Source organism: Duganella margarita, from assembly GCF_009857535.1.
Classification (GTDB): Bacteria; Pseudomonadota; Gammaproteobacteria; order Burkholderiales; family Burkholderiaceae_D; genus Rugamonas; species Rugamonas margarita.
Genome location: NZ_WWCS01000010.1, coordinates 96,563 through 108,338, shown reverse-complemented (window position 1 = coordinate 108,338; position 11,776 = coordinate 96,563). Strand labels below are relative to the sequence as shown.

12 protein-coding genes are annotated in these 11,776 nt (G+C 62.4%); 6 read left to right on the top strand and 6 right to left on the bottom strand.

Annotated features, from left to right (window positions below):
* The first annotated feature begins 2 nt into the window (after positions 1 to 2).
* Entirely contained in the window at positions 3 to 1,031 is a 1,029-nt protein-coding gene (locus GTP55_RS16750) for a DNA polymerase III subunit delta' (protein ID WP_161046009.1), read from the top strand.
* Between the two features lie 10 nt (positions 1,032 to 1,041).
* Positions 1,042 to 1,425, top strand: a complete 384-nt coding sequence (locus GTP55_RS16745) for a PilZ domain-containing protein (RefSeq protein ID WP_179672305.1) — start codon at positions 1,042 to 1,044, stop codon at positions 1,423 to 1,425.
* Here GTP55_RS16745 and GTP55_RS16740 read toward each other — a convergent pair.
* Together GTP55_RS16740 and GTP55_RS16735 are read right to left on the bottom strand one after the other, a co-directional pair.
* Entirely contained in the window at positions 1,413 to 1,949 is a 537-nt protein-coding gene (locus GTP55_RS16740; protein WP_161046008.1) for a DNA-binding protein, read from the bottom strand. The two genes, GTP55_RS16745 and GTP55_RS16740, sit on opposite strands and share 13 nt — an antisense overlap.
* A gap of 12 nt (positions 1,950 to 1,961) precedes the next feature.
* Positions 1,962 to 3,167 (bottom strand): cation:proton antiporter, encoded by a 1,206-nt coding sequence (locus tag GTP55_RS16735; RefSeq protein ID WP_161046007.1) that lies wholly within the window; start codon positions 3,165 to 3,167, stop codon positions 1,962 to 1,964.
* Positions 3,168 to 3,318: 151 nt separating this feature from the next.
* On the opposite strand from GTP55_RS16735, the gene GTP55_RS16730 reads away from it, so the two are divergent.
* Both GTP55_RS16730 and GTP55_RS16725 read left to right on the top strand, forming a co-directional pair.
* A complete protein-coding gene (locus GTP55_RS16730) occupies positions 3,319 to 4,098 on the top strand; it encodes a TatD family hydrolase (protein WP_161046006.1) in 780 nt (259 codons plus the stop codon).
* A 14-nt stretch (positions 4,099 to 4,112) separates the two neighbouring features.
* Positions 4,113 to 4,757, top strand: coding sequence for an ankyrin repeat domain-containing protein (locus GTP55_RS16725; protein ID WP_371868369.1), 645 nt, complete (start codon positions 4,113 to 4,115; stop codon positions 4,755 to 4,757).
* A gap of 61 nt (positions 4,758 to 4,818) precedes the next feature.
* Here GTP55_RS16725 and GTP55_RS16720 read toward each other — a convergent pair whose 3' ends face one another.
* Entirely contained in the window at positions 4,819 to 6,543 is a 1,725-nt protein-coding gene (locus GTP55_RS16720) for a DUF3300 domain-containing protein (protein ID WP_161046004.1), read from the bottom strand.
* 106 nt (positions 6,544 to 6,649) lie between these two features.
* Positions 6,650 to 7,453 carry an alpha/beta fold hydrolase gene (locus GTP55_RS16715; protein WP_161046003.1) on the bottom strand — a complete coding sequence of 268 codons (804 nt, stop codon included), beginning with the start codon at positions 7,451 to 7,453 and terminating at the stop codon, positions 6,650 to 6,652.
* A 160-nt stretch (positions 7,454 to 7,613) separates the two neighbouring features.
* Here GTP55_RS16715 and GTP55_RS16710 point away from each other — a divergent pair, with 160 nt between their 5' ends.
* Positions 7,614 to 8,534: a class I SAM-dependent methyltransferase gene (locus GTP55_RS16710; RefSeq protein ID WP_161046002.1), complete on the top strand. Its 921-nt coding sequence runs from the start codon at positions 7,614 to 7,616 to the stop codon at positions 8,532 to 8,534.
* Here the strand turns inward: GTP55_RS16710 and GTP55_RS16705 are convergent, their stop codons facing one another.
* A complete protein-coding gene (locus GTP55_RS16705) occupies positions 8,535 to 10,307 on the bottom strand; it encodes a tetratricopeptide repeat protein (RefSeq protein WP_161046001.1) in 1,773 nt (590 codons plus the stop codon).
* A gap of 133 nt (positions 10,308 to 10,440) precedes the next feature.
* Here GTP55_RS16705 and GTP55_RS16700 point away from each other — a divergent pair, with 133 nt between their 5' ends.
* Positions 10,441 to 10,638 carry a hypothetical protein gene (locus GTP55_RS16700; RefSeq protein ID WP_161046000.1) on the top strand — a complete coding sequence of 66 codons (198 nt, stop codon included), beginning with the start codon at positions 10,441 to 10,443 and terminating at the stop codon, positions 10,636 to 10,638.
* Here GTP55_RS16700 and GTP55_RS16695 read toward each other — a convergent pair.
* Positions 10,635 to 11,714: a phospholipase A gene (locus tag GTP55_RS16695; RefSeq protein ID WP_161045999.1), complete on the bottom strand. Its 1,080-nt coding sequence runs from the start codon at positions 11,712 to 11,714 to the stop codon at positions 10,635 to 10,637. The genes GTP55_RS16700 and GTP55_RS16695 overlap by 4 nt on opposite strands.
* Between the last annotated feature and the right edge of the window lie 62 nt (positions 11,715 to 11,776).

The following is an 11,776-nucleotide window of genomic DNA, read 5'->3' as shown; positions in this document are numbered from 1 at the left end:
TAATGAGTCATTCCATCTACCCGTGGCAGGAATCGTCGTGGCAGCAGCTGCAAACGCTGCGCCAGCGCATGCCGCACGCCATCCTGTTCCATGGCGCCGCCGGGATAGGCAAAGCCGATTTCATCGAGCAATTTGCGCAAGGCCTGCTGTGCGAGAACGTGCAGCCGGACGGCCATGCCTGCGGCGCTTGCGCCTCCTGCGGCTGGTTCTCGCAGCACAACCATCCTGATTACCGCCGCGTGCGGCCCGAGTCCATGGAGGACGAGCCGGCCGCCGACGAGGAAGGCGAGGGTGAGAGCAAGAAGGCCGCCAAGTCGAAGACGCCGTCCAAGGAAATCAAGATCGAGCAGATTCGCGCGCTGGCGGATTTCATGAATATTTCCACCCACCGCCAGGGGCTGCGGGTGGTGGTGCTGTATCCGGCCGAAGCGCTGAACACGCCGGCCTCCAACGCCTTGCTGAAGACGCTGGAAGAACCGCCGCCGGGCACCGTGTTCCTGCTGGCGTCCAACAGCCTGGACCGGCTGCTGCCGACCATTTTGTCGCGCTGCCGCAAGTTTGCCTTGCCGATGCCGAACCACGCCGAGGCGCTGGCCTGGCTCAAGGAGCAGGGTGTGCCGGACGCCGACAGCTGGCTGCGCGAGCAGGGCGGCGCGCCGCTGGCCGCAATGGCGCAAGCGGAAGCCGGCAGCCGCGAGGATCTGGAAACGCTGCTGCAACTGCTGGCCCACCCGAGTGTGGAAGGCGCGCTGAAAGTGGCGGACAAGTTGCAGAAAGTGCCACTGAGTGGCCCTGCGTCCTGGTTGCAGCGCTGGCTTTACGATGTGTTTTCGTACAAACTGGCAGGTAACATCCGGTATTATCCGCGCTACCAGAAAGAGCTGGCCAGCCTGGCCGACAAGATCCACGTCAGTCGTCTGCTGGCGGCGATCAAGAGCGCGAACGAACGCCGCGCGACGGCCGATCACCCGCTGTCGCCCAAGCTGTTTTTGGAAGAGATGCTGCTGGATTACGCCAGCTGCTGTGCCTGAAAGGTAAGGAATGTCCGCTGCCAGCCCACTTGACCCGAACACCGTGCCCATGGCGCCACGGCCGACGGTGCTATCGCTGGCAATCAAGGAAAAGGCCGCGTTGTACGCGGCCTATATGCCGTTCCTGAAAAACGGCGGCATGTTCGTGCCGACCCAGAAGCCGTACAAACTCGGCGACGAGATCTACCTGATTCTGGCGCTGATGGACGACCCCAACAAATACCCGATTGCCGGCAAGGTGGCCTGGATCACGCCGCCCGGCGCGCACAACAACAAGGCGCAGGGCATCGGCGTGCATTTCCCAGACGACGAGAGCGGCCAGCGCGCCAGGCTGCGGATTGAAGAAATCCTCGGCGCCGCGCTGCGCTCGTCACGCGCCACTCACACCTTGTAGTGGATCGGCCGGCTGTCGACGTCAAACACCGACGCCCGGCCGCCGGACAGCACCATGCTGAATGCCGTGCTGTCATTCAGGCCGCCACGCGAACTGGCGTACAGGTGGCTGAAGTTGCCGAAGCCGTGGTCGTGCGGCTGGCTGGCGTAGGCGTCGATTTCCAGCTCGTCCACGCGTGATTGCAGCTTCTCCACGGTCTCGCGCAGCGCGGCCAGCTCCTGCTCTTTGTCCTGCATGGCCTGCTGGTGCTCGGCATACAGCGCGCGGTAGCGGCGTTCGGCGTCGTCGTGCAGGTGGCTGGCCAGTTGCTCCACCATCACTTGCAGGCTGCGCGCCGTGTCGTCCCGCTTGATGCCGGGCTGGGCGTCTTCGTCGCTCAGTTCCTTCAGGTGGCGGTGGATGGTCGACTTGGAGCCGGTGCCCAGCGCGGCGCGCACCGCATCGACGGACGGGTAGCGTCCTTCGGCCAGCAGCTGGTCGCGGCTGGCTTTGACTTCCGATTTGCTTAGTCCCATGCGTGCCATGTTCTCTGTCTCCTAACTTGCCTGGCCGACCAGCCCGCGATTCTGTGCGCGGTGCAGCTTAGGGTGGACCAGCGGGATGGTCAGCATGGTACTGCCGACCGCCATCAACAGCAGCGCGGTGAACGTCTCGCTGGTGATGATCTGTTTATCCAGCAGGATATTGGCGAACACGATTTCGATCAAGCCCTTTGATTGCAACAGCCAGCCGATGATCGAGGCTTCGCCTTCCTTCCATTTGAGGATTTTGCCGGCCATGTGCGCCGCCGCCAGCTTGCCGCCCACCGAGGCCAGCAGCAGCAGGCCGGCGACGAAGAACACCGAATAGCCGCCCAGGTCCCACTTGGTGCGCAACCCGGTGCTGAGGAAGAACACTGGCATCAGGATCAGCAGCACGTTCTTGAACATGGCGTCCAGCGCTTCTTGGCCAAACCAGTCCGCATCCATCACCACGCCGGCCAGGAAGGCGCCAACCATGAAGTGCAGGCCGGCCCAGTCGGCGCCGAACGAGCAGGCGATCAGCCAGATCAGGGCCACCGCCCAGCGGTCGTTTTTGCTCAGGCGCACCATCAGGCGGCGGTAAGCGAAGGTCAGGATGGCGAAGGCGGCCAGGAAGCCGGCCTGGCGGCCGACGCGTTCCCAGTCCAGCATCAGCAGCGCCAGCACGCCCCAGATGGCGACGTCGTCCAGGCTGGCGTAGCGCAGCAGGCGCTGGCCCATCGGCTGGCGCAGGATCTCCAGCTTTTCCATCAGCATGACCAGCACCGGCAGCGCGGTCACGGCGCAGGCCATGCCGGTGCCGATCAGGAATTGCCAGGGAGCGGCTTTGGCGCCGATCCAGCCCTGGTAGTTCAGCAGCAGCAGGGCGGCGCCGCAGCCGAACAGCAGCGGCATGCCCAGCGACAGGCCGGCGGTGGTCATGCTTTCGCGGCGATATTGCCAGGTCTTTTTCAGGTCCAGCTCCACCCCGGCCAGCATCACGAACAGGATCACGCCCCACATCGAGACGCCGTTGAGGGTTTTCACCACGTCCGGATTGAAGACGAATTGATGGTATTCGGGGAACAGGTTGCCCATCACGCCAGGGCCGAGGATCACGCCCATGATGATCTGGACCACCACCAGCGGCGCAAAATAGTCGGTTCTCAGCAGCCGCCAAAACAGATAAGGCACGGCGAAGATGAGCAGCATCGCCAGCAGGAAGATTTCGCTAGTGTTCATTAGGTCTCCGTATTTTTTATTTTGCGTAACGTAATTACATACCGTCGAACGATACTAACTTGCCAATATTAAAAATGAAAGCGTTTTCTTGAGACGCAGTGGTATCGATTCCACAAAAGGAGTGTGGGACGCGATCAGGTACAATCGCGGCATGTATATCGACTCCCATTGCCACATCAATTTCCCTGAGCTGGCCGCTCGCATGCCTGAGATTCTCGCCAAGATGGCGGAAAACCAGGTGACCCACGCGCTGTGCGTGTCGGTTGACCTGCCGGATTTCCCGCAAGTGTTGGCGCTGGCCCATCAGTATCCGCATATCTACGCCTCGGTTGGCGTGCATCCGGACTATGAGGACACGCCGGAACCATCCGTCGAACAGCTGGTGCAGCTCGCGGACGACCCGAAAATCATCGCCATCGGCGAGACCGGGCTGGATTACTTCCGGCTGGAAGGTGACCTGGAATGGCAGCGCGAGCGCTTCCGCACGCATATCAAAGCGTCGCGGCTTACCCGCAAGCCGCTGATCATTCACACCCGCAGCGCCAGCGAGGACACCATCCGCATCATGCGTGAAGAAGGCGCCGGCACCGAGGCGGGCGGCGTGGCCGGCGTGATGCATTGCTTTACCGAGTCGCTGGAAGTGGCGCGCGCGGCCATCGAGATAGGCTTTTATATTTCTTTTTCGGGCATCGTGACCTTCAAGAGCGCCAAGGATTTGCAGGCGGTGGCTCTGGAACTGCCGCTGGAGCGCATCCTGATTGAGACCGATTCGCCGTATCTGGCGCCGGTGCCGTTCCGTGGCCTCATGAATGAGCCGGGCTTTGTGGCGCATGTGGGCGAATACATCGCCAAGCTGAAAGGCGTGTCGGTGGAACAGGTGGCTGAGCAGACCACGGCCAATTTCCGCACACTGTTTAACGTGCCGGCATGATGCGGCGCCGGTTAGTGTTGCTGGCTCTGGCCGCGTTGGCGGTGGTGCCAGCATTTGCCTTCGAGCAGAGCGACGACGAGGTGGAGTTCTTCCGCGCTGCGCAGCTGGATGGTGCCGAGCGGGTGAAGAAGATGCTGGCGCGCGGCGTCAATCCGAATGCGCGTGATTCCAATGGCGAGACCGGGCTGATCGTGGCTATGCGTTATGAGGCGCTGAATGTGGCGCGGGTGCTGATGGACCAAAAAGGCATCGACCTGGAAGCCAAGGCGCCGAATGGCAACACGGCGCTGATGATGGCGGCCTTCCGCAAGAACAAGACAGCGTTGCTGGAATTACTCAAGCGCGGCGCGCAGGTGAACCAGAAGGGCTGGACGGCGCTGCATTACGCGGCAGCGTCCGGCAGCGTGGAGATCACCACCATCCTGCTCGACAAGTACGCCTATATTGACGCCGAAACGCCGTCCGGCATGACGCCGCTGATGATCGCCGCCCGCGAAGGGCAGGAAGAGGTCGTCGAGCTGCTGCTAAATCAAGGCGCCGACGCGACGCTGAAGGACGGGGGCTTCCACCTGACCGCCGCCGGTTTTGCCGAGAAGGCCGACAAGCCTTGGATCGCCAAGACCATCAACACCTTCCTGGCGAACAAGAAGCCGCGCTAGCCTCCCCACGCTAGCAGCCAGCCAGAAGTCACACGCCAGCGCGGGCTGCTGACCGGGTTCGCTAGCCGTGATGCTCGTGCTTATCATGCTGCTCGTGATGAGCGGCTTGTTGATGATGCTCCTCGCGCCGCGGTTCGGCGTGGGGCTGCTGGGGGCGAGGCTGCGCCGCAGGATGCTGAGCCATCGCTGCCATTTCCGGACGGGCACGCGCCGCCATTTCCTGATGCCTTGCCTGCGCCTGAGCGCGATCGGGCCCGTTGAATTCGCGGTGTGGCTCCAGCGCGCGTGGCATTCCAGCGTCCGCCCGCATGCCATTGTCCGCACGCATAGCAGCGCCCCCGTGCTGAACCGGCGCTTGCTGTTGCTGAGCGGTCGGCTGGTGCTGCTGCGGTTGCGGCTCACGCTGCTGAGCTAGCGTTTGATGCTGCTGCATCTGCGGCTGGTGCTGCTGGGCTGACGCTTGCTGCACTTGCGCTGGCGGTTGATGCTGCTGTGGGCTGGGCTGCTGATGTTGCATCATGGGCAGATGCTGCTGTCCTGTCTGCATGTGCATCGCCTGCGCACCATGTTCCTGCATCTGCTGCGCCATACGAGGCGACTGACCCGGCTGCTGACGGAAATCGTGCTGCGCCATGGCTTGTGGTTGCGGACCATGTGACGCTGCCATCATTGGCGGGCGCGAACCCGGCACCGCGTCGTGCGCGGTAAAGTGTGGCATAGTCATCGGCCCGGCCTGCCGCGTCGGCTGCATCGGCTGCATGTGCTGCATCTGCTGGGTTGGCGGCATCGGCCGCATTGGCTGCGGGTTGCCGGCCAGCGCTGGGCCACGCGGCGCGCCATGGTAATTGTTGATCACGGTAACCGACTTCGTCACGTAGGTATTATTGTTGTACACCACCGCCGGACGATGCCAGCCGCCGCCTCCATACCCCGGCCCGCCCCAGTTGACGCCCCAGGCATTCCAGCCCCAGTCATGGTAATGATGGCTAACCGCCGCGCCGACCAGAATACCAATCCCGAAGGTAATCGCACCGGTAGTCACCAGATCGTTGCTGGCGTACACCGGCTCACGATAGGTCCAGCCGGGATACACGTCCACCGGCGCACCATAGACGATGGTCGGGTTGTAGCGCGGCACGTAGACCACATCCGGCTCGGCCGGCTCAATGATGATGGTTTGCGGTGGCGGCGGAATGACCGCCGGCCCGGCGTACACCACCTGGTCCGGCGGCGCCTGATCAACGTAGTTCGGCGGCGGCGCGGCCCGCACTGCGGTCGTCACCTTCAAATGCGGCGAACTCTTCAGATTGCCGGCCTGCTGCGCGCGCAGACGCATCACCTGGATAGCGTTCATCACATCGTTGGGATCGTTGGCGTAGGCCTGGCCGAGCGAGGTGGTCCACTGGATATTGCCGGCCATCTGATCGAGCACGCTCGGGAACGCGGTCAGCGATTTGACGCTGACATCCCACGGCTGGGCGGCTTCGGCCGATTGCAGCGCATCGCCCTTCAGGGACGGATTTTGCGCCAGCCACTGGTCGGCGGCGGTCACTTGCGCAGGATAGGTGGCGCCCGCCAGCACCTGGCCCACCAGCTTATCCGGGAACAAGGCGATCGGTGCGACCATCTGCGACAGTTGCTCCGCAGTAGGCGGCGTGTACGGTGGCGCCGGTTGGGCGGCGGCCACCTTGGGCTGTTGCGGCTCGACCGGCTTGTTGCAGCCAGCCAGCGTGAGCAGGCTCAGCAACAGCGTTGACGACATCACATATTTTGCTTGAGCGGCCATGATGACTTCCTTCCTCGCTAATAGTTGAGGCTAGGTTATCAGGCGTCTGCAGACCAAGCTGTTACCTGTTGTAACGTGCGCGCCTGATCGCACTAAACACCGCGCACTAAACGCCAAGATGCAGCAGGTAATCTTCGATCAGGTCCGAACTGGCCGACGGCGAACTCATATGCGGGCAGTGGCCGACGTTGTCGATGACCGCCAACTGGCTGTTGGCCAGGTGCTGGTGCAGATAATCGCCCACCTCGCGCGGCGCGATCATGTCGTCGCTGCATTGCAGGATCAGCGCCGGCACGGTCGATTTTTCCACCTCCGCGCGATGGTCGGCGGTAAAGGTCACGCGGGCGAAGTGGCGGGTGATTTCCGGATCGTTCTTGGCAAAACGGGTCAGCAACTCTTCCTGCAGGACAGGCTGGCGCGGCGCCCCCATGATCACCGGCGCCATGCGCTTGATCCAGCTGTCGTAATCGATTTCCATCAGCTGCAGCAGGCCGTCGATGTCCTCCGCATTGAAACCGCCCACATAGTCGCCATCGTTGATGTAGCACGGCGACGGACCGACCATGATTTGTGCGGTAAATTTTTCCGGCGACATGATGGACGCCAGCATGCCGATCATGGCACTGACCGAATGGCCGATAAACACCACGGGCGCCTTGGCGTACAGGTCGATCACATCCAGAACGTCCTCCGCATGACCATACAAGGTGCTGTACTTGTCGCGGTCGTAGGCGCTCAGGTCCGAGCCGCCGCTGCCGGTCAGGTCCATCAGCACCACCCGGTAGCGGCCCAGGAACGATGGGTAGATGAAACGCCACATCTGCTGGTCGCAGCCATAGCCATGGACGAACATCAACGTAATCGGGCCGTCGCCGTGACAGTGGACATTATTGCGAAACTGGATGGACATGGTATCTCCGAAGCGAATCGCCGCTAGTATAAGCGCAATAATGCCTATTGGTTAACCGCTGAGCGCGAATTGAATTGGCGGGTATTTGCCTTGCAGTTCCCGGCATAGGACATCAACAATCTTAACGATAATGTCCTTAGCGCATCTACCAAGGACCACCATGCTCAACGAACGCGAAATCGAAAGCTGCTATCTGGGGCAGTTCATTCCACTCCACTACCATCACAATATGCTGATGGACCAGAACCGCATGCATCCGTTCAAGTCGGCGATCGCCTATGCGGTCAAGCCCGGCGCCAAGGTGCTGGAGCTGGGTGGCGGCACTGGCGTGCTGTCGTGGTTTGCGGCGTCGCAGGCGTCCAAGGTGTATTGCGTCGAGTTCAATCCGGACATGGTGAAGGAAGCGCGCAAGTTCCTGGCGCTCAATCCGAATGGCGACAAGGTCGAGGTGATCCACGCCGACGCCTTCGAATACCTGCCGCCCGAGCCGGTCGATGTGGTCATCTGCGAGATGCTGCACGTCGGCATGCTGCGCGAAAAGCAGGTCGAGGTGATCGAATCGTTCAAGCGCCGCTATCTGGAGCGTTTCGGCGGTCCGCTGCCGATCTTCCTGCCGGAAGCGGTCATCATGGCGGTGCAGCCCCTGCAGCAGGAGTACGACTTCGAAGGCTTCTACGCGCCGATCGTGCAGTTCCAGGAAACCACGGTGATTTACCCGGGCACGGTGGAGATGGCGCCGCCGGCCGTCTACAGCATCATCGACTTCAACCAGCCGAACGAACTGCTGTACTCGTGGCAGGGCAAGTTTGTGGTCGAGCGCAATGGCGAGATCAACGCCATGCGGTTTGTCACCAAGAACATCCTGCAGGTGGTGCAGGAGCGTTCCAGCACCATCGACTGGCTGATGGGCTATATGACGCTGCCGCTGGCGACGCCGGTCAAGGCGCGCGAGGGCGACGTGTTGCAAGTCAGCTTCCAGTACCGCGCCGGCGGTTCGCTGCCGTCGCTGCAAGCGTCACTGCAAGCTGAAGTATTGTACGAAGCCGCGCTGCAACCGCAGCGCGTCGCCGCCTTCGCCTGATTAACGGCTGCCGCCAAACGTCGACTGCAAGGCTCTGTCCGGATTGGCCGGATTGACGCTTTGCTGGTCGAGGTAGCTGCGGGCCTTCTGCAGCCCGGCGTTACGCTCGATATCCTGCATCACCGTCGCCGTGGCGATGGTCCATTCCCTGAACACCGTGCCGGCCGCTGGCTGCACGCGCATCTCGGCCAGCAGCGCGTCCTTGCCGACGCCGGCCGCCAGTTTGCCCAGCCAGATCTTGGCCCACGCCGACAGTTCCGGCTCCCGGATGTTATGCGCCATCAGCTTGAGGGCGTTGCGGGCACGCGCCTTATCGCCCGCATAGGCATAGGCCAGTGCGGCCGAACGCGCCAGCGTGGTGACTTCGTGCCCGTTGTTGAAGGCGACGATGGCGGCGGCCAGCGTGTCGTCGTCCGGCGGCTGGCCCGATTGGAGGCCTGCCTGGTACAGCGCGTAGGCGGCTTCGGCCGATTTTGGGTCCAGATTCAGCGATTGCCCCAGGCTGTTACGGGCGGCGTCGAGTTGCGACAAACGCAGCTGGGTCTGGCCGAGAAGGTACAGCACTTCGGCGCTGGCGCCCGGTTTTTTCGCCGCCGCGCTGAGATAAGGCAGCGCGTCCTGTGGATTGCCCCAGTCGATCTGCGCGCGGCTCAGTACCAGCTGGGCATAATCGTTGGAGGGGTAATTGGCGGCCGCGCGCGCGGTCTGGCGCAGCAGCGCTTCGCCGGCCGGGCGGGTAGGGCAGGACTTGAGCGCTGACTCGGCCAGCACAAATTCGCCCGACGATTGGGGCAGGCTCTTGAATTCCATGACGGCCGGGGTCAGCTCGGGGACATCCACCTGCAGCACCTTGACCGAGGTATTCCGGTAACGCCACATCTCCTTGCCGAGATCGCCGGTCTTGATGCCATAGGCTTGCTCGAACGCCTGCGGAATCGGCGTGTCGCGGTACACCGCCGCCAGATAGGTGACCAGCTTGTTGCGATTGTCGTCGGAAGACAGCATGTAATGCGTCAGCAGCCAGGAGCGGGCGGCGAATTCCAGCTTGATGCCGGCCTGCGACATATTACCGATGGCGCGCGAGTCGTTCTGCTCCAGCACGTCCTTGTAGTCGAGGTAGTAGGGATTGCCCTGGTCGAGGAAGGACAGATAGCGGTTGACGTTGAGCGGGGTCCGCCCGACCAGCATTTGCGCGTCGGAGAAGCGGGCGCTGGCGAAATACTGCGCCAGGCCGTCGATGAACGAGGTCGGCGCCCGGATATCGGTGTAGCGGTAGATGAAGTGGCGCGTATAGGCCTCGAACAGATAGCCCAGGCTTTCGCTCTGTTCCGCCTTGGGCTTGACCAGCTTGTCCGGCCGCTCCAGCTTGTTTAACTGGACGCCGAAGCCCTGGACTGCCGCAGTGCAGCTAGTGTACAGGCCGATGGCATCGGCCGGCTGGTTGGCGGCCAGGCCGTCGAGGTCGTTGGCGCTGTCGTGGTAGTAGAAAGTCAGTTTGGGCTCGTTGCCGGTGGCTTTCAGGAAGGGCTTGGTGTAGACCCGCAGCATCTGGTCCAGCTTTTCCAGCTGGTTCAGCAGCAGGGCGACGTCGTCGTTGCTGGTGTCGGAATACACGATGAAATGCTGGCTCTCGACCCGGAACCACTCGGACGCATGGCGCTGGCCGGCGACGGTGACGCTGGGTGCAGCAGCAGGCGCTGGTTGCTGGGCGTGCGCTTGCAACAGGCTGGCGCTGCTCAGCAGCGCCGCCAGATACCACGATGGATGCATCATCTACTCCGTTTGTCCCCAGAAACCGACGATTGATCGGCGTTTTATGCAGCTGGTCGCACCAGGATTGCGTGCGCGGTGCTGCTCTATTAGAGTGACATTATAGACAATAAATCAACCGTATCGGGAGCTTCTCATGCTGAGTTTTCTACTGTGGCTGGCGTTGCTGTTCTTTTGCTGGCCGCTGGCGTTGCTGGCGCTGGTGTTATATCCGGTGCTGTGGCTGATTACCTTGCCGTTCCGGCTGGTGGGCATCGGCGTCGAAGGCGTGTTTGAGTTGCTGCGCGCCGTCGTCATGCTGCCGGCGCGCATCCTGGGCGGCAATCCCCGTTAAAACTTGACCAGGAAGCCGGCGCCGATCGACTTCTGCGAGTAGTTGTAGTCGATCAGGCTCTGGCCATAGCCGCTGAACGCCTGCACATAGCCGTTCAGGTTGGCCACCACTGGGAAGGCCCACCCGGCTTGCAACGCGCCGTGACCGGTCGAGATATTGCGGCGCGCCAGCAGCGACAGCTCGTGACCATTGAAGCGGTAGGTGGCGCGCACGTCGCCATGGCCCATGTAATCGGTGATGTCGATGTTGTCGTTGTCCGAACGGGCGTTATCCAGCCGCTTCCACAGGCGGAACGAGACGCCGAACTTGCCTTTTTCCGCACCCACTTCCGCATAAATCCGGTTCCAGCTGCGCGACAGCGTCGAGGTCTGGCCGTTCGACTGGTGGTTCAGCGCCAGCGTCAGATAGCGTACGTCCAGGATACCCAGGTCCAGTGCCAGCGGCGTGGTCAGCATCAGCTCAGGCTGGTAATTGGTCTCGCGGAACGGGCTGGAGGCGGCGCGGTTGTAGGCTTGCCAGAAGCTGTTCTGGGTGTAGCCGAACCACAGGTCGACCGGCGTGCTGAGCAACTGCTCGATCATCTTCATCTTGAAACTGATCTGGTAGGTCAGCTCCACGTGCTTGGATTTGATGCCGCCCGGCGTAAACTCCTCAAAAGGCGTATCGTTGGAGCTGGTGCTGTAATTGGCGAGTAACAAATAGCTGGGACGATGAGGGCGGAAATTGAACACGCCGCGCTTGGATGAGCGGTCCAGTTCCCATTCCTGCACCATGCGCGAAACCGTCTCCTCGGGCGGGATGGTGGTCAGCGCCGCGACCGTGGCCGGCACTTTTGGCTCCGGCGGCGGAGCGGCCGGCTGGGTGCGGGCCGGGGCATCGGCCGAGGCGACCGTGCCATTGTTGGCGTCGGCGGCCGGCGCGACGATGGCGTTTTCGCCGGCTTTCTGCACCACCGGCGCGTTTTTGGCCAGGCCGTCGTAGCACGCCAGGCGAGCGCTGGCGTCGCCCAGCACCGAGCAGCGCTCGAGGCGCAGCTCAACGTCGGAGGCCTGGGCCAAAGCCAGAGCCGGGGCCATGCCTAAAGTAAGGAAAAGTGTCGTTTTCGTTGATGCGCGCATGCAATAGGTCCAGGTGAGAG

What these genes read in the sequence shown, in the direction of transcription:
- GTP55_RS16715 (WP_161046003.1), bottom strand. Translation starts at nt 7,453, where the DNA reads ATGTCCATCCAGTTTCGCAATAATGTCCACTGTCACGGCGACGGCCCG.
- GTP55_RS16720 (WP_161046004.1), bottom strand. Translation starts at nt 6,543, where the DNA reads ATGGCCGCTCAAGCAAAATATGTGATGTCGTCAACGCTGTTGCTGAGC.
- GTP55_RS16710 (WP_161046002.1), top strand. Translation starts at nt 7,614, where the DNA reads ATGCTCAACGAACGCGAAATCGAAAGCTGCTATCTGGGGCAGTTCATT.
- GTP55_RS16750 (WP_161046009.1), top strand. Translation starts at nt 3, where the DNA reads ATGAGTCATTCCATCTACCCGTGGCAGGAATCGTCGTGGCAGCAGCTG.
- GTP55_RS16745 (WP_179672305.1), top strand. Translation starts at nt 1,042, where the DNA reads ATGTCCGCTGCCAGCCCACTTGACCCGAACACCGTGCCCATGGCGCCA.
- GTP55_RS16740 (WP_161046008.1), bottom strand. Translation starts at nt 1,949, where the DNA reads ATGGCACGCATGGGACTAAGCAAATCGGAAGTCAAAGCCAGCCGCGAC.
- GTP55_RS16730 (WP_161046006.1), top strand. Translation starts at nt 3,319, where the DNA reads ATGTATATCGACTCCCATTGCCACATCAATTTCCCTGAGCTGGCCGCT.
- GTP55_RS16695 (WP_161045999.1), bottom strand. Translation starts at nt 11,714, where the DNA reads ATGGCCCCGGCTCTGGCTTTGGCCCAGGCCTCCGACGTTGAGCTGCGC.
- GTP55_RS16705 (WP_161046001.1), bottom strand. Translation starts at nt 10,307, where the DNA reads ATGATGCATCCATCGTGGTATCTGGCGGCGCTGCTGAGCAGCGCCAGC.
- GTP55_RS16700 (WP_161046000.1), top strand. Translation starts at nt 10,441, where the DNA reads ATGCTGAGTTTTCTACTGTGGCTGGCGTTGCTGTTCTTTTGCTGGCCG.
- GTP55_RS16735 (WP_161046007.1), bottom strand. Translation starts at nt 3,167, where the DNA reads ATGAACACTAGCGAAATCTTCCTGCTGGCGATGCTGCTCATCTTCGCC.